16 protein-coding genes are annotated in these 15337 nt (G+C 69.7%); 6 read left to right on the top strand and 10 right to left on the bottom strand.

Annotated features, from left to right (window positions below; translation table 11 throughout):
* The first annotated feature begins 5 nt into the window (after positions 1–5).
* On the top strand, positions 6–608 hold the full coding sequence (locus JKV81_RS15235) for a rhomboid family intramembrane serine protease (RefSeq protein ID WP_202076374.1): 603 nt from the start codon (positions 6–8) through the stop codon (positions 606–608).
* On the opposite strand, the gene mqnP is transcribed toward JKV81_RS15235, so the two are convergent.
* On the bottom strand, positions 598–1503 hold the full coding sequence (gene mqnP / locus JKV81_RS15240; RefSeq protein WP_129264123.1) for a menaquinone biosynthesis prenyltransferase MqnP: 906 nt from the start codon (positions 1501–1503) through the stop codon (positions 598–600). The genes JKV81_RS15235 and mqnP overlap by 11 nt on opposite strands.
* On the bottom strand, positions 1500–2957 hold the full coding sequence (locus JKV81_RS15245) for a menaquinone biosynthesis decarboxylase (protein ID WP_202076375.1): 1458 nt from the start codon (positions 2955–2957) through the stop codon (positions 1500–1502). The genes mqnP and JKV81_RS15245 overlap by 4 nt, the downstream gene beginning before the upstream one ends.
* An 88-nt stretch (positions 2958–3045) precedes the next feature.
* On the opposite strand from JKV81_RS15245, the gene JKV81_RS15250 reads away from it, so the two are divergent.
* A complete protein-coding gene (locus tag JKV81_RS15250) occupies positions 3046–3495 on the top strand; it encodes a PLD nuclease N-terminal domain-containing protein (RefSeq protein WP_202076376.1) in 450 nt (149 codons plus the stop codon).
* Between the two features lie 21 nt (positions 3496–3516).
* Here the strand turns inward: JKV81_RS15250 and JKV81_RS15255 are convergent, their stop codons facing one another.
* Positions 3517–3957, bottom strand: a complete 441-nt coding sequence (locus tag JKV81_RS15255) for a MarR family winged helix-turn-helix transcriptional regulator (RefSeq protein ID WP_202076377.1) — start codon at positions 3955–3957, stop codon at positions 3517–3519.
* A gap of 176 nt (positions 3958–4133) precedes the next feature.
* Between JKV81_RS15255 and JKV81_RS15260 the strand changes: the two genes are divergently transcribed.
* Positions 4134–4829 carry a type 1 glutamine amidotransferase domain-containing protein gene (locus tag JKV81_RS15260; protein ID WP_124277520.1) on the top strand — a complete coding sequence of 232 codons (696 nt, stop codon included), beginning with the start codon at positions 4134–4136 and terminating at the stop codon, positions 4827–4829.
* Complete coding sequence (locus tag JKV81_RS15265; protein WP_202076378.1) at positions 4826–6151, top strand: aldehyde dehydrogenase family protein; 1326 nt, start codon at positions 4826–4828, stop codon at positions 6149–6151. The genes JKV81_RS15260 and JKV81_RS15265 overlap by 4 nt, the downstream gene beginning before the upstream one ends.
* A 66-nt stretch (positions 6152–6217) precedes the next feature.
* On the opposite strand, the gene ccsB is transcribed toward JKV81_RS15265, so the two are convergent.
* The 7 genes from ccsB to hemL all read right to left on the bottom strand — a co-directional run bounded on the left by ccsB (position 6218) and on the right by hemL (position 13777).
* Positions 6218–7300: a c-type cytochrome biogenesis protein CcsB gene (ccsB, locus tag JKV81_RS15270; protein WP_129264131.1), complete on the bottom strand. Its 1083-nt coding sequence runs from the start codon at positions 7298–7300 to the stop codon at positions 6218–6220.
* Complete coding sequence (gene resB / locus JKV81_RS15275; RefSeq protein WP_202076379.1) at positions 7297–8991, bottom strand: cytochrome c biogenesis protein ResB; 1695 nt, start codon at positions 8989–8991, stop codon at positions 7297–7299. The genes ccsB and resB overlap by 4 nt, the downstream gene beginning before the upstream one ends.
* Before the next feature lie 4 nt (positions 8992–8995).
* Positions 8996–9760 (bottom strand): cytochrome c biogenesis CcdA family protein, encoded by a 765-nt coding sequence (locus tag JKV81_RS15280; RefSeq protein WP_372444168.1) that lies wholly within the window; start codon positions 9758–9760, stop codon positions 8996–8998.
* Positions 9761–9765: 5 nt separating this feature from the next.
* Positions 9766–10368 carry a TlpA family protein disulfide reductase gene (locus JKV81_RS15285; RefSeq protein WP_129264135.1) on the bottom strand — a complete coding sequence of 201 codons (603 nt, stop codon included), beginning with the start codon at positions 10366–10368 and terminating at the stop codon, positions 9766–9768.
* Positions 10369–10435: 67 nt separating this feature from the next.
* Positions 10436–11692, bottom strand: coding sequence for a polysaccharide deacetylase family protein (locus JKV81_RS15290; protein WP_124277525.1), 1257 nt, complete (start codon positions 11690–11692; stop codon positions 10436–10438).
* 175 nt (positions 11693–11867) lie between these two features.
* Positions 11868–12557: a histidine phosphatase family protein gene (locus JKV81_RS15295; protein WP_124277526.1), complete on the bottom strand. Its 690-nt coding sequence runs from the start codon at positions 12555–12557 to the stop codon at positions 11868–11870.
* Positions 12554–13777 (bottom strand): glutamate-1-semialdehyde 2,1-aminomutase, encoded by a 1224-nt coding sequence (hemL, locus tag JKV81_RS15300; protein WP_372444169.1) that lies wholly within the window; start codon positions 13775–13777, stop codon positions 12554–12556. The genes JKV81_RS15295 and hemL overlap by 4 nt, the downstream gene beginning before the upstream one ends.
* A gap of 375 nt (positions 13778–14152) precedes the next feature.
* On the opposite strand from hemL, the gene JKV81_RS15305 reads away from it, so the two are divergent.
* Positions 14153–14749 carry a hypothetical protein gene (locus tag JKV81_RS15305; RefSeq protein WP_129264137.1) on the top strand — a complete coding sequence of 199 codons (597 nt, stop codon included), beginning with the start codon at positions 14153–14155 and terminating at the stop codon, positions 14747–14749.
* An 85-nt stretch (positions 14750–14834) separates the two neighbouring features.
* The gene (locus JKV81_RS15310) at positions 14835–15320 is read left to right on the top strand and encodes an ATP-binding protein (RefSeq protein WP_241748473.1); all 486 of its coding nucleotides are present in this window, start codon (positions 14835–14837) and stop codon (positions 15318–15320) included.
* The last annotated feature ends 17 nt before the right edge of the window (positions 15321–15337 follow it).

Raw genomic sequence — 15337 nt, forward strand, 5'->3', positions numbered from 1 at the left:
TGACCATGACAGGCACACGGACGACCGCCACCGCACGGGCCGTCACGGCCGGCGCGGTCATGCTCGGCTGGGTCGCGCTCCTGTGGCTGCTCGAAGGCATCGACATGGCGACGGGCAACGCCCTCGACACCTACGGCGTCAGCCCCCGCGAGCCCGCCGAGCTGACCGACATCGTGCCCTCGGCGTTCCTGCACAGCGGCTGGGAGCACGTGGCGTCCAACAGCGTCCCGCTGCTGGTCCTCGGCTTCATCGCCGCGCTCGGCGGGATACGCAGGTTCGCCGCCGTGGTCCTCGTGGTGATCGTGACATCCGGGCTCGGCGTCTGGCTCACCGCGCCGCCGCACACGGTGACGCTCGGCGCGTCCGGTGTGGTCTTCGGCCTCTTCGGCTATCTGCTGGTCCGCGGCTTCGTCGACCGGCGTCCGCTGGACATCGTCGTCGGCGTGCTCATCGCCGCGGTCTACGGCTCGCTGCTCTGGGGCGTGCTGCCGACGGACTCCGGCATCAGCTGGCAGGGCCATCTCTTCGGCCTCATCGGCGGGGTGGCGGCGGCGTTCTTCTTCCGCCGCCCCCGCCGCCCGCAAGGGCCGGGCTACGTCACGGTGTGAGGCCCCGCACCAGCAGGTCGAGCAGCGCGCAGGCGAAGAGCGCTATCCCGATGAAGCCGTTGACCGAGAAGAAGGCCCGGTTCAGCCGGGACAGGTCGTGCGGCCGCACGACCCGGTGCTCGTACACGAAGGCGACGGCGACGATCACCATGCCGATCCAGTAGAAGATCTCCGCGTGCGTCGCCAGGCCGAACCACACCAGCAGCCCGGTCGTCACGACGTGGCAGACCCTGGCCCCCCACAGCGCGGCCGGGATCCCGAACCGCGCGGGGAAGGAGAGCACTCCGTGGGCCCGGTCGGCCCGCACGTCCTGGCAGGCGAAGATCAGGTCGAAACCGCCGATCCAGATGCCGACGGCCAGCCCCAGGATCACCGCGTCCCACGACCAGCTCCCGGTCACCGCCAGCCAGGCGCCGATCGGGCCGATGGCCTGGGCGAGACCCAGGATCGCGTGCGGGAAGTTCGTGAACCGCTTGCCGTACGGATAGACGACCATCGGCACGACGGCCACGGGCGCCAGGGCCAGGCAGAGGGGGTTCAGCAGCGCGGCGGCGCCCAGGAAGAACACGAGGGCCACGAGCGCGCCGGTCCAGGCGGACCTCACCGTGACCGCGCCGGTCACCAGCTCCCGGCCCTCCGTGCGCGGATTACGGGCGTCGATCTCGCGGTCGATGATCCGGTTGGCGGCCATCGCGAACGTACGCAGCCCGACCATCGCGACGGTGACGAGCAGCAGCGTGCCCCAGTGGAACGTGCCGTCCAGCTGGAACATCGCGGTCAGCGCGGCGATGTAGGCGAAGGGCAGCGCGAAGACCGAGTGCTCGATCATCACCAGCCGCAGGAACGCGCGGGGCTTGCTGCGGGGCTGGGGCACCGCGGCGGCGGAGGCGCTCACAGGCCGTACTCCTTCCAGCGGCGGTCGACCTTCGCCGCCGTATCCGGGTCGGACTCGACCATGGCCGGCCAGCCCCCGTCCCGGGTGTACCCCTCCTCGGGCAGCTTCCGGGTCGCGTCGATCCCCGCCTTGCCGCCCCAGAACTGCTGGTAGGAGGCATGGTCGAGATGATCGACCGGGCCCTCGGTGAGCAGCAGGTCCCGGGCGTAGTCGGTGTTGCCGAGCGCGCGCCAGGCCACCTCGTGGAGGTCGTGGACATCGCAGTCGGCGTCCACGACGACGATCAGCTTGGTCAGCGACATCATGTGCGCGCCCCAGACGGCACTCATCACCTTCTGGGCGTGCTTGGGGTACTTCTTGTCGATCGACACGATCGCACAGTTGTGGAAACCGCCCGCCTCCGGCAGGTGGTAGTCCACGATGTCCGGAATGATGATCTTGAGCAGGGGGAGGAAGAACCGCTCGGTGGCCCGCCCCAGCGGACCGTCCTCGGTGGGCGGCCGGCCCACGACGATCGACTGGAGCAGCGGACGCTTCCGCATCGTCACACAGTCGATCTTCAGCGCGGGGAAGGGCTCCTGGGGGGTGTAGAAGCCGGTGTGGTCGCCGAAGGGCCCCTCGGGCAGCATCTCGCCCGGCTCCAGCCACCCCTCGATGACGACCTCGGCCTGCGCCGGGACCTGGAGCGGGACGGTCTTGCAGTCGACCATCTCGATCCGCTTGCCCTGGAGGAAGCCGGCGAAGAGGTACTCGTCGATGTCCCCGGGCAGCGGCGCAGTGGAGGCGTACGTGACCGCCGGCGGCGCCCCGAACGCGATGGCGACGGGCAGCTTCTCGCCGCGCCTGGCGGCCACCTGGTAGTGGTTGCGGCTGTCCTTGTGGATCTGCCAGTGCATCCCGATGGTGCGCTTGTCGTGGCGCTGCAGCCGGTAGAGACCGAGGTTGCGGATCCCCGTCTCGGGGTCCTTGGTGTGGGTGAGGCCGAGGTTGAAGAAGGAGCCGCCGTCCTCGGGCCAGGTGAAGAGCGCGGGCAGCTGGTCCAGGTCCACGTCGTCGCCGGTCAGGACGACCTCCTGGACGGGGGCGCTGTCGGACTTCACCTTCTTCGGCGGCAGGTGGGTCATCGCGCCGAGCTTCCCGAACGCCTCCCGGATCCCGACGAAGCCCTGCGGCAGCTCCGGCTTGAGGAGGCCGCCGATCTTGTCGCTGATCTCGGCGTAGGACTTCAGCCCGAGTGCCTTGAGCAGCCGCCGGTCGGTCCCGAAGACATTCATGGCCAGGGGCATGGACGCCCCCTTGACGTTCTCGAAGAGCAGCGCGGGGCCGCCCGCCTTGTTCACCCGGTCGACGATCTCGCCGACCTCCAGATACGGGTCGACCTCGGCCTTGATGCGCTTGAGATCGCCCTCGCGCTCCAGAGCCCGGAGCAGGGAGCGAAGATCGTCGTAAGCCATACGGTCAAGTATCGGACACCGGCTACCCTGGGCCCATCACCGGGGGCGGTCCGTGCGCCCCGTCACCTCACCTCGGGGGATCTCCACGATGCTCAGGGCCCTGATCTACATCCTGCCGCTGGCGCTGACGATCTTCGCGTTCATCGACTGCCTGAACACCCCGGAGGACGAGGCGAAGCACCTGCCGAAGATCGCCTGGGTCTTCATCATCCTGCTGTTCTGGATCGTCGGTCCGATCGTCTGGCTGGCCGCGGGCAAGGTGCGCCACGCCCCCGGCGGCGGCGCTCCCTCGGAGTGGGCCCGCGGCCGCCGGAGCACCTGGGTGGCGCCCGACGACAACCCGGACTTCCTGAACTCGCTGAAGGACGGCGACAAGAAGAATGCCGGCAGGACGGCCGGCAGCACGCAGGACGCCGACCGGGCGGACGCCGAGGCGCGCCTCGCCGAGCGGGAGGCCGATCTGCGCCGCCGCGAGGAGGAGCTGAAGCGCCGGGAGAGCGGCTCCGGCCCCGAGGACCCGACGCCACCCGCCGCCTGACGGGCCGATGAGCTCATGAGCTCATGAGGACAGCAGGCGCCCCAGCCGTTCGAGCAGGGGCAGCAGAGCGGTGCGCTCCTCGGGGGTGAGGGCCTCCAGCGCGCCGTGCACCACACGCATCTCGGCACGGATCCGGTGCGCCAGCTCGGTGCCCTCCGCCGTGCGGGAGGCCACCTTGGAGCGGCGGTCGCCGGGCGCCGGGGTGCGGGTCACCAGGCCACGGATCTCCATACGGCCGATGAGCCCGGTCGCGTTGGACGCGTCGCACACCAGATGACTGGCGAGCGCGCTCATGGGCATGGGTTCATTGAGGGCGATCAGCGCCCGGGCCTGCGACGTACTGAGACCGTGGCGGCCCGCGACGGCGGTGAGGTCGTCGTGGTGACCACGGACGACGACTGCGAGGGGTTCCAGCAGTTCGTCCGGAGTAGGGACGGCGCGGGGTGCCGGTTCCGTCGTCATGGTCGGTCATCCTTCGATCGGTACGCGCGGTCCGGAGGCCCGGACCCTGTCCGCCACGCACCCGCATTCATTTGACATGCTCAACTTTGACCCGTTACATGAAGGGTATTGCTTGAGCATATCAAGCTTCACGTTCCACGCGTCTTACGTCTCGCGTCTCGTAGGGAGCACCCCCCATGCCCTCCGTACTCTTCGTCCTCAGCGGTGCCGACCACTGGACCCTCAACGACGGCACCACCCACCCCACCGGCTTCTGGGCCGAGGAACTGGCCGCCCCGCACCGCGTCTTCACGCAGGCGGGCTTCGACATCACCGTCGCCACCCCCGGCGGGGTCGCCCCCACCGTGGACAGCGTCAGCCTCACCGCCGAGAGCAACGGGGGCCAGGAGCAGGCCGACGCCGTGGCCTCCTACCTCGCCGCCATCGACGAGACGCTCCGCATCCCCGCCCGGCTGGAGGACGTGGTCCCCACCTCGTACGACGTCGTCTTCTACCCCGGTGGCCACGGCCCCATGGAGGACCTGGCCGTCGACGAGGCGTCCGGGCGGCTGCTGACCACGGCCCTGGACTCCGGCACCCACGTCGCCGTGCTCTGCCACGCCCCCGCCGCCCTGCTGGCCGCCCGCCGCGAGGACGGCAGCTGGCCGTTCGCCGGGTACCGCATGACCGGCTTCAGCAACGCCGAGGAGACGCAGGCCGGGCTGGCCGCCAAGGCGCCCTGGCTGCTGGAGAACCGCCTCGTCGAGCTCGGCGCCGACTACACCGCCGCCGACCCCTGGGCGGTGCACACCGTGCACGACCGCACCCTGCACACCGGCCAGAACCCGGCCTCCTCCGAGCAGCTGGCCCGCGAGATCGTGGCCGCCCTGTGAGCGCCGCCGGGACCGCGCGGGAGACCCCGGCCGAGGTCGTCGCCCGGCTCCGCGCCGCCTTCCGCACCGGCCGGACCAGGGACCTGTCCTGGCGCACGGACCAGCTGACGCGGCTGCGCGCGATGCTCACCGAGCGCGGCGACGCACTGGCCGAGGCCCTCCACGCCGACCTCGGCAAGAGCCGCAAGGAGGCCTACCGGACCGAGATCGACTTCACGGTCCGCGAGATCGACCACACCCTGGAGCGGCTGGCCGGCTGGCTGGAGCCCGAACCCGCCCCCGTACCGGCCGTCCTCGCCGGGGCGACCGCCCACACCGTCCAGGACCCTCTGGGCGTCGTCCTGGTCATCGCGCCCTGGAACTACCCGGTGCAGCTGCTGCTCGCCCCCGTCGCCGGGGCGCTGGCGGCGGGCAACACCGTCGTCGCGAAGCCCAGCGAGCTGGCGCCCGCCACCTCCGCCGCGCTGGCCCGGCTGCTGCCGGAGTACCTGGACGGCGACGCGCTCACCGTGGTGGAGGGCGGGGTCCCGGAGACCACCGCGCTGCTCGCCGAGCGCTTCGACCACATCTTCTACACCGGCAACGGCACGGTCGGCCGCATCGTGATGGCAGCCGCGGCGAAGCACCTCACCCCGGTGACGCTCGAACTGGGCGGCAAGTCGCCCGCGTTCGTCGACCGTGACACGGATCTGAAGACGGTCGCGGCCCGGCTGGTGTCCGGGAAGTTCCTCAACACGGGCCAGACGTGCGTGGCACCCGACTACGTCCTGACCGACCCGGAGACCGCGCCCGCCCTCACGGACGCGCTCGCCGCGGCGGTCGAGGAGCAGTTCGGTACGGACGCCTCGCAGTCGCCGGAGTACGGCCGGATCGTCAACGAGCGCCACTTCGACCGGCTGGTGGGCCTCCTGGACTCCGGCCGGACGGTGACGGGCGGCGCCCACGACCGGGACACGAAGTACATCGCCCCGACCGTGCTGGCCGACGTCGCCCCGGACTCCCCCGTGATGCAGGAGGAGATCTTCGGCCCGGTGCTGCCGGTCCTCACCGTGGACGGTCTCGACGAGGCCATCGGGTTCATCAACGACCGGGACAAGCCCCTGGCCCTGTACGCGTTCACGGAGTCCCCCGGCGTACGGGAACGGCTGCTGGCCGAGACCTCGTCCGGCGGGGTCGGGATGGGCCTGCCGCTGGCCCATCTGACCGTCTCCGACCTGCCGTTCGGCGGGGTCGGCGAGAGCGGGATGGGCAACTACCACGGCCGGTACTCCCTGGAGACGTTCAGCCACCGCAAGGCGGTCCTGGACACCCCGCTGGGCTGACCGTACGGACGACGGGAGGGCGCGACCGATGCGGTCGCGCCCTCCCGTCGTACGCGTGCGTACCGGTCAGACCCCGGCGTAGGAGTGCTTGCCGGTGACGAAGATGTTCACGCCGTAGTAGTTGAACAGCCAGCAGCCGAAGGCCACGAGGGCCAGGTAGGCGGCCTTGCGGCCCTTCCAGCCGGCCGTCGCGCGGGCGTGCAGGTAGGCGGCGTACGCGACCCAGGTGATGAAGGACCAGACCTCCTTGGGGTCCCAGCCCCAGTAGCGGCCCCAGGCGTCGCCCGCCCAGATCGCGCCCGCGATGATCGTGAACGTCCAGAGCGGGAAGACGGCCGCGTTGATGCGGTACGAGAAGGTGTCCAGGGTCTTGGCGGCCGGCAGCCGCTCCAGGACGGACGAGGCGAACTTCCCGGGCGTGCCGCCGTTCGCGATCTTGTTCTCGTAGTTGTCGCGGAACAGGTAGAGCAGCGTGCCGACGGCGCCGAGGTAGAAGACGGCGCCGCAGATGATGGCGGTGGAGACGTGGATCCACAGCCAGTAGGAGTGGAGCGCGGGCACCAGCTGGTCGCTGTCGGTGTACAGCGTGGTCGTGGCGATGCCGAGGTCCAGCAGGACCGTGGTGACCAGCAGCAGACCGATCCAGCGGACGTTCTTCCGCAGGGCCAGCAGGATGAGGTACGCGCCGACGGCCACCGTGGAGAAGGTGATCGAGAACTCGTACATGTTGCCCCAGGGGGCCCGCTGCACCGACAGGGCGCGTGCGACGACCCCGCTCGCCTCGACGGCGAAGGCGACGACGGTCAGGGAGACGGCGATACGGCCCCACAGGTCGCCCTTGAAGGTGCCGCCCGCCGCCCCGGGACCGTCCGGGACGTCACGGGTCCCGGTGGCGGAGCGCGTGACGATCCTGGGGCGGTCCAGCACGGCGGTGCCGCCCTGCTGCGCGACCTGCACCTTCACCGTGGAACCCGCGGACGCCGTGTCCTGCTTCAGCGCGGCGGCCGTGCGGCCGACCTTGCTGCGGCTGCCGAAGACCCACTCGGCGATGTGCGCGAAGAAGGCCAGGGTGTAGACGGCCATCGACGAATAGATCAGCACATTGCTGGTATGTGCCAGGTTCTCGTTGGTTGCGGCGGCGAGATTCACTTCTCAGCCCCTTCGGCAGGTTCTTCGGAAGGTGGTTCGGTCCCGGATCCGGGATCGGGCGCGGTGGGTGCCACGGCGTTGAGCGCGACCGCGAGATCACCCAGTTCCTCGGGCAGCTTCGCGGACTCGCTCCGCCCCAGGCCCGCCATCTCGACGACGGTGACGCCGTCCGCTCCCCGTACGGCCCGCACCCACACCCGGCGGCGCTGGATGAAGAGCGAACCGGCGAGCCCGAGGATGGCGGCGACGGCCCCGGTGAGCGCCCAGCCGCTGGCGGGCTGGCGGGAGATCTGGAAGCTGGCCCATTCCTCGACGCCCTCGAAGGTGACGGAGCCCGCGCCGTCGGGGAGCTTCATGGTCTCGCCGGGGCGCAGCCGCTTCTTCAGCTTGTCCCCGTTGCTGTCCTTGAATTCCTTCATCTTGGACGTGTCGAGCTGGTACACGTTCTGCGGCAGGCCGGAGTCGACACCCAGGCTGCCGTAGTAGCCGTTGAGCGCGAGGACCGGGTAGTCGAGGCCGGGGTACTGGGAGAACATCGTGCCCTGGCCGTCACCGGCGAACGTCGGGACGAAGAAGGCCTGGAAGCCCAGCTGGGTCTTCACGCCGTTCTTGTCCTTGTAGCCGTCCATCACCTTGATGGCGCCGGTCGAGGTGACGTTGTTGTCGATGGGCAGCAGGGGCACGGAGCTCTTGTAGACCTCCTTGCCGCTGCCGTCCTTGACCGAGATCACCGGGGCGTAGCCGTGGGCGTTGAGGTAGACCTTCGTACCGTCGACGACGAGCGGCTTGTTGACCTCGATGACCTTCTGCTTCTCCTCCCCGTCGGCGCCCTCGGCGTACGTGACCCTGGCCTCGTAGGTACGGGGCGTGCCGCGCTGGGGGCCGCTGCGCTCGTACGTGCCGACGAAGTCCTTCAGGTCGAAGCTGAACGGGGTGAGGTCGTCGTTGTCGAAGAGCGAGCCGGACTTGAAGTCGTCGTACTGGGTGATCGTGTTGGCGAACCCGTCGCCCTCGACCACGAGCTTGCCGCCCTCGGACTTGAAGAGCTGCCCGCCGGCGAACGCGACGAGCATGACGATCAGCGCGATGTGGAACAGGAGGTTCCCGGTCTCGCGCAGATAGCCCTTCTCGGCGGCCACCGCGTCACCGGCCGTGTGCGAGCGGAAGCGCCGGTTGCGCAGGAGGGCGAGCGCGGCCTCACGGACCTGCTCGGGCTCGGCGTCGGTGCGCCAGGTGGTGTACGCGGGCAGCCGGGTCAGCTGCTTCGGGGCGCCGGGCGGCCGGCCGCGCAGCTGGCCGATGAACTGCCCGGTACGCGGGACGATGCAGCCGATCAGCGAGACGAACAGCAGGATGTAGATCGCGGAGAACCACACCGAGCTGTAGACGTCGAAGAACTGCAGCTTCTCGTAGATCGGCGTGACCGTGGTGTGGGCTTCCTTGAAGGTCTGCACCTTCAGTTCGTCCACGCTGTTCTGCGGGATCAGGGAGCCGGGGATCGCGCCGAGCGACAGCAGGAAGAGCAGGATCAGCGCGACCCGCATCGAGGTGAGCTGCCGCCAGAACCAGCGGGCCCAGGCGATGACTCCCATCGCCGGCACGGCGGACGCGGACTCCTCGCGCGGGGCGGTGGAGAGCTGTTCCCCGGCCCGGCCGAGGTCGCGCTCGTCCGTGGTGTTCGTGTTGCTCATGGACTCAGATCCCCACAGTGAAGCCGTTTGACCAGGCCTGCATCTCCTGGATGAGCGCGTCCCACGCGCCCGTCAGCAGGAGTACTCCGGTCACGATCATCATGCCGCCGCCGATGCGCATGACCCATGCGTAGTGGCGCTTGACCCAGCCGAACGCGCCGAGCGCCCGGCGGAAGGCGATGGCCGCCAGGACGAAGGGGACACCGAGTCCGAGACAGTACGCGACGGACAGCACCGCCCCCCGGCCGGCCGTGGCCTGCTCGAAGGCGAGCGCGTTGACGGAGGCGAGCGTCGGGCCGAGGCACGGCGTCCAGCCGATCCCGAAGAGGGCGCCGAGCAGGGGCGCTCCCACCAGGCCGGTCACCGGACGCTTGTGGATCCGGAACTCGCGCTGCGTCATCCAGGGCATGAGGCCCATGAAGAAGATCCCCATGAGGATCATCAGGACGCCGAGGACCTTGGAGAGCGTCCCGCTGTACTCCTGGAGCGTCTGGCCGAAGAAGCCGAAGAGCGCGCCCCCGGAGACGAACACGACGGTGAAGCCGAGCACGAAGAGGGAGGCCCCGGCGACGGTTCTGCCGCGCCGCCGCTCGGCCAGGTCGGCGCCGCTGACGCCGGTGACGTAGCTGAGGTAGCCGGGCACCAGCGGCAGGACGCACGGCGAGAAGAAGGAGACGAGACCGCCCAGCAGGGCGATGGGCAGCGCCACTATGAGCGCCCCGCTGAAGACCGTCTCGTTTCCGCCGGTGACCGCGGCCAGGTCGAGCACCGGAGTCACTTGTCCGCGACCAGGGGGTCGATCATCTTCCGCAGCTTCTCCGCGTCGAGCGCGGCGAGCGAGCGGGCGGCGAGCTTCCCGTCCCGGTCGATGACCACGGTCGACGGGATGGCCTGGGGGTTCAGCGTGCCCTTCGGGAAGCGCAGGAGCAGCTTGCCGGTCGGGTCGTAGATGCTCGGGTAGGTGACCCCGAAGTCCTTCTCGAAGCTGAGCGCGAGGGACTTCTGGGGGTCCCGGGTGTTGACGCCGACGAACTGGACGCCCTCGGCCTCGGTCGCCTTCGCCACCTTCTCGAAGTGCTTGGCCTCGGCGCGGCAGGGGCCGCACCAGGAGCCCCAGAAGTTCAGGACGACGACCTTGCCCTTGTAGTCGGCGACGGCGAGGTCCTTGCCGTCCAGGGTGGTGCCGTCGAGCTTCGGAGCATCCGTGCGGTCAGCCTTGGCGACGGTGGAGATCCCTCCGCTGCCGGTGACGAAGTTCGTGTTGCCGCCGCCGCCGGCCTTGGTGCCGCCACTGCACGCGGACAGGATCAGGACACCGGCCACGGCGGTGGCGGCCAGCAGGGCGGAGCGGCGTCGGGGTGCACGGCCAGAGCTCATGTGAAAAGTTTCGCATGGCAGTTCCGGAGATCTTGGGCACCCCCCTCGGTGCCCGTAAAGCCCCTTGTCAGGCCTGTTTAAAGAAGGCGTTCCAGCCGCCCTCGGGAGCCTGTCCCACCTGGAGCGAACGGAGCTTCGTGAGCACCGCCGGGTCCTGTACGTCGAGCCAGTCGACGAACTGCCGGAAGGAGACGAGGCGCACATCCGGCTTCCCCGCGATGTGCTTGAGCGCTTCCTCGACGGCGTCCATGTAGATGCCGCCGTTCCACTCCTCGAAGTGGTTGCCGATATAGAACGGCGCGCGGTTCGTCTCGTAGGCACGGTCGAATCCGGCGATATACGCGTCGGTGGCCTGGGTACGCCACCCCGGATAGCGCGAGGGCATGCCGTTGGTCGAATTCTTCGACTGGTTGGCGAGGATGTTGTAGTCCATGGAGAGGACTTCGAAGGTGTGGCCGGGGAACGGAATGCCCTGGAGCGGAAGGTCCCAGACGCCCTGGCGCTTCTCGGGCCACATCTGGGTGCCGCCCGGCGAGCTCGCGTCATAACGCCAGCCCAGCTGCTTCGCGGTGGGCAGGAGATTGTCCTGGCCGAGCAGACAGGGCGTACGACCCCCGACCAGTTCCTTCCGGTAGTCGAACGGCAGCGGTTCGAGATCGTCCCATCCGCTGTTGGTCCGCCATTCGGTGACGAACGACACGGCCTGGTCGATCTCGCTCTGCCATTGCGCGGGCGTCCAGTTGCCGACCGATCCGGAACCGCCGCAGAAATGGCCGTTGAAATGCGTGCCGATCTCGTGCCCGTCCAGCCAGGCCTGACGGACGTACTTCAGGGTCTGCTTGACGTGGTCGTCGGAGAGATAGCCGATGTCGGAGGCGCCCCGGGGGTTGTTGGGCGGGCGGTAGAGGGACTTCTTCGACTCGGGCAGCACATAGAGCCCGGAGAGGAAGAAGGTCATCGCCGCGTCGTGTTCCTGGGCGAGTTCGAGAAAGCGCGGGAAGAGCCCGTTGCCGACCTCGCCCGCCCCGTCCCACGAGAAGATCACGAACTGCGGCGGCGTCTGGCCGGGTTCGAGCGGAACGGGAGCGGCGGGCTGATTCGGCTGCTTTCCGGTGTCGGCCGTGGAGCCGTCACCGATCAGCCTGACCTGTTTCTTGGGAGGGCCCCCGCCATTCCCGTGCGTCCCTTTGCCGCCCTTGGCGCCCTTCTCGGGATCCGGCTTGCCACTGTCCGAAGAGCCGAGGGAGCCGCAGCCGGTCATCGACAGTGCGGCTGCGGCTCCGATACCGGCCCCGAGCAGGCCCCTTCGGTTGATTTCACGCATAGCGTCCCCATCTGCGGTCGTATTACCTCAAGGCCATACAAACTGGCGATGGCTTAGATGAGGAAACCAACACGACGGTTCCACCGATAATCACAAAAGTTGTTACGTGAACACACCCTTACAGGTGCTGCACGCGGCCCACCAGAACGACGTGCGGCCCGGGGCGCGGAGACGTCTACGCCCCGAATGCCTTGGACTTCCCCTTGACCGGCTTCGCCCCCGCGAGGAGGTGCGCCGGCACCAGGTCCCGGGCCGGCTCGGTGTACCCGACGGACACGATCTCGTCGCCCTGGTACGTGAAGGTCGTCAGCGAGGCCAGGGTGCACTGCCGCTTGCGCGGGTCGTGCCACAGCCGGCGCCGCTCCACGAAGCTCCGCACGATCCAGATCGGCAGCTGGTGGCTGACGCAGACCGCCTCGTGGCCCCGGGCGGCGTCGCGCGCCGCGTCCAGGGCGCCCATCATCCGTACGACCTGCTCGATGTACGGCTCACCCCAGGACGGCTTGAAGGGGTTGGTCAGGTGCTTCCAGTTCTCGGGCTTGCGCAGCGCGCCGTCGCCGACCCCGAAGGTCTTGCCCTCGAAGACGTTGGCGGCCTCGATGAGCCGACCGTCGGTGGCCAGGTCCACGCTGTGCGACTTGGCGATCGGCGTGGCGGTCTCCTGGGCGCGCTCCAGCGGGGAGGCCACGACGTACGTGATGTCGCGCTTCTCCAGGTGCTCGGCGACCCGGTCGGCCATCCGGCGGCCCAGGTCGGAGAGGCTGTAGCCGGCGCGGCGTCCGTAGAGCACGCCGTCCGGGTTGTGCACCTCACCGTGGCGCATCAGGTGGACGACGGTGATGTCCTTCGCACTGTTCCCGCTCATGCGGTGGCCTCCGATGCGGCACGGGCGGCGGCGGGCAGCGCGGCGGCGATCCGCTCGATCGCCCGCTCGTCGTGGGAGGTGGAGACGAACCAGGACTCGAAGGCGGACGGCGGCAGGTACACGCCCTGCTCCAGCATCGAGTGGAAGAACGCGGTGAAGCGGAAAGCTTCCTGCTTCTTCGCGTCCTCGTAGTCGCGGACGGGCTCGTCGGTGAAGAAGACGGAGAACATGTTGCTCGCCGCCGACACCGTGTGCGCGACGCCCTCCTTGGTGAACACCTCGCCGACCAGGGAGCGCAGCTCCGCGGAGACCGCGTCGATCTTCGCGTACGCCGCGTCGTCCAGCAGTCGCAGCTGGGCGAGGCCCGCGGCGGTGGCGACCGGGTTACCGGAGAGGGTGCCCGCCTGGTAGACCGGGCCGGCGGGGGCCAGGTGCGCCATCACGTCGGCGCGGCCTCCGAAGGCCGCGGCCGGGAAGCCGCCGCCCATGACCTTGCCGAAGGTCATCAGGTCGGGCCGCACCCCGTCGATGCCGTACCAGCCCGCCTTGGACGTACGGAAGCCGGTCATCACCTCGTCGGAGATGTACAGCGCGCCGTTGGCCGCGCAGATCTCCTTCAGCCCGGCGTTGAAGCCGTCCGACGGCGGGACGACGCCCATGTTGCCCGGCGACGCCTCGGTGATCACACAGGCGATCTCCCCGGGCTGCGCGGCGAACGCGGCGCGCACGGCCTCCAGGTCGTTGTACGGCAGCACGATCGTGTCGCCGGCCTGGGCGCCGGTCACACCGGGCGTGTCGGGCAGACCGAAGGTGGCGACCCCGGAGCCGGCCGCGGCCAGCAGCGCGTCGACGTGGCCGTGGTAGCACCCGGCGAACTTCACGACCTTGGCGCGCCCGGTGAATCCACGGGCGAGCCGGATCGCGGACATGGTCGCCTCGGTGCCGGACGACACCAGCCGCACCTGCTCCACCGGCTCGATCCGGGCCACGATCTCCTCGGCGAGCGCGACCTCGCCCTCACCCGGCGTACCGAAGGAGGTCCCCCGGGCCACCGCCTCCTGGACGGCCGCGGTGACCTCGGGGTGCGCGTGGCCGAGGATCATCGGCCCCCACGAACACACGAGATCGACGTACTCACGGCCGTCGGCGTCGGTGAGGTACGGACCCGTACCGGACACCATGAACCGGGGCGTACCGCCCACGGCCCGGAAGGCGCGCACGGGGGAGTTCACGCCGCCGGGGGTCACGACGGACGCCCGGTCGAACAGGGACTGCGAAACTGGGGCTTGGTATGAATACGCCACTTTGGTCCTGATCTGCGATTCGGAGTTCGGCGGCCTGACCGGATTTATCGGCCGCCGGTGAGCAGGGAGCGCGCTCTCCCCGTATGAGGCTCGTACAACGAAAGGGCGTCAGTCTCCTCGAGTCTGCGAAACTGAGTCGTCATAGGGAAAGCTCACACATGCCATGGTGTCAGAGGCGTCGACGGTCTTGCGGACAGGTGTTTCACCGCACGCCCGTGGGGGAGGTCACTGACGATGATCGGGTTGCGCGGCGGGGCTGTGTCTCCTAAGAAGTAGTCGGGTGGATGAGATATGCATCGCGGTGGCGGAGTGGGCGAAGGGACCGACGGCCTGGGGCCCGAGCCTGCCCGGCGAGGGCGGCACCGGCGTAAGGCCGAGCGCGAGGCCGAGCGCGTGCGGGAGGCCCAGGCGGGCGGCGTCGACGGTTCGGGGAGCAGGAGCAGTGGACGGGTGGGGGTGACCTACAAGTACTTCGGTGCCCCCGACGGGGCCACCGCCGCACGCGTGCCCATCTCCATGCGCCCCGAGGAGCTCGGTGGCGACGAGCTGGGCATGGGCGGCATGTTCAGCAAGATCAAGCCCGAGACGGTGGCGGCCATGGTCCTCACCGGCATACAGGGCATACCCCTGAACAAGGTCCCCCCGCTGGAGCTCGTCGTGCTCCACCCCGACTACGCGGTGGTCAAGCTCCCGATGACGGTGGTCGACCCGCTGCGGGACGTCGGCGAGGAATCGGTCGGCGCGGCGGCCTTCATCTGGTCCACGGTCCCCGACCGCGGCGGCCCGCGCGACGCGTTCAACGTCTACCAGCTGCTCCACGAGTGGCAGGACTTCTCCCACCGGCTGCACGACGCCGGGCACCAGGCGTACTGCCTCGTGTGGCCCTGAGAACGGCCGTCCGCGATGCCTGTCCCCTTCTTCCGGCCGAGGCGTCCGGGGTGTGGCCGGAGGCCGTCCGGGCAGGCGTAAGAGGGTGAACGGCGAACGAGAAGTTCTGGAGGACGGCAGGCGTCCGGCCCGGGGGCCGGATGAGGCCGTCGGCTCGTACGCTCCGGAGAAGCCGGTGCGCAGGGGCCGTACCCCCGGCGTGCCGCGGAACGCGGCCGCCGCTCGCGACGCCGTCGTCCGGGTCCTGCGGGAGCGGTTTTGCGGAGGGCGCGGGGAAGAGCCGGCCGAGGTCGTGGTGGGCGACGCGCTGCTGGTGACGTCGGAGCTGGTCACCAACGCCGTCAGGCACGGCGGCGGGCTCACCGGATTCACCACGGAGATCACCGCCGAAGGCCTCCTCCTCACCGTCAGCGACGCCAGCACCCGGCCACCGGTCACGGCGGAACGCGATCCGGCCGTGGTCACGGTCGGCGGCTACGGCTGGCTGCTGGTGCGCCGCCTGGCGAAGCGGGTGTCCGTCACGTACCTCCCCGACGGCAAGCACATCGCCGCGCTGATCCCCCTCGCCTGAGCGGCGCCACGGCGCCG

It is taken from the genome of Streptomyces silvae, assembly GCF_016745505.1.
Lineage (GTDB): Bacteria > Actinomycetota > Actinomycetes > Streptomycetales > Streptomycetaceae > Streptomyces > Streptomyces silvae.

Excerpts from the sequence above, each read along its gene's own strand:
- JKV81_RS15235 (WP_202076374.1), top strand. The coding sequence starts at position 6 with ATGACAGGCACACGGACGACCGCCACCGCACGGGCCGTCACGGCCGGC.
- JKV81_RS15245 (WP_202076375.1), bottom strand. The coding sequence starts at position 2,957 with ATGGCTTACGACGATCTTCGCTCCCTGCTCCGGGCTCTGGAGCGCGAG.
- JKV81_RS15250 (WP_202076376.1), top strand. The coding sequence starts at position 3,046 with ATGCTCAGGGCCCTGATCTACATCCTGCCGCTGGCGCTGACGATCTTC.
- JKV81_RS15255 (WP_202076377.1), bottom strand. The coding sequence starts at position 3,957 with ATGACGACGGAACCGGCACCCCGCGCCGTCCCTACTCCGGACGAACTG.
- JKV81_RS15260 (WP_124277520.1), top strand. The coding sequence starts at position 4,134 with ATGCCCTCCGTACTCTTCGTCCTCAGCGGTGCCGACCACTGGACCCTC.
- resB (WP_202076379.1), bottom strand. The coding sequence starts at position 8,991 with ATGAGCAACACGAACACCACGGACGAGCGCGACCTCGGCCGGGCCGGG.
- JKV81_RS15285 (WP_129264135.1), bottom strand. The coding sequence starts at position 10,368 with ATGAGCTCTGGCCGTGCACCCCGACGCCGCTCCGCCCTGCTGGCCGCC.
- JKV81_RS15290 (WP_124277525.1), bottom strand. The coding sequence starts at position 11,692 with ATGCGTGAAATCAACCGAAGGGGCCTGCTCGGGGCCGGTATCGGAGCC.
- JKV81_RS15295 (WP_124277526.1), bottom strand. The coding sequence starts at position 12,557 with ATGAGCGGGAACAGTGCGAAGGACATCACCGTCGTCCACCTGATGCGC.
- JKV81_RS15305 (WP_129264137.1), top strand. The coding sequence starts at position 14,153 with ATGCATCGCGGTGGCGGAGTGGGCGAAGGGACCGACGGCCTGGGGCCC.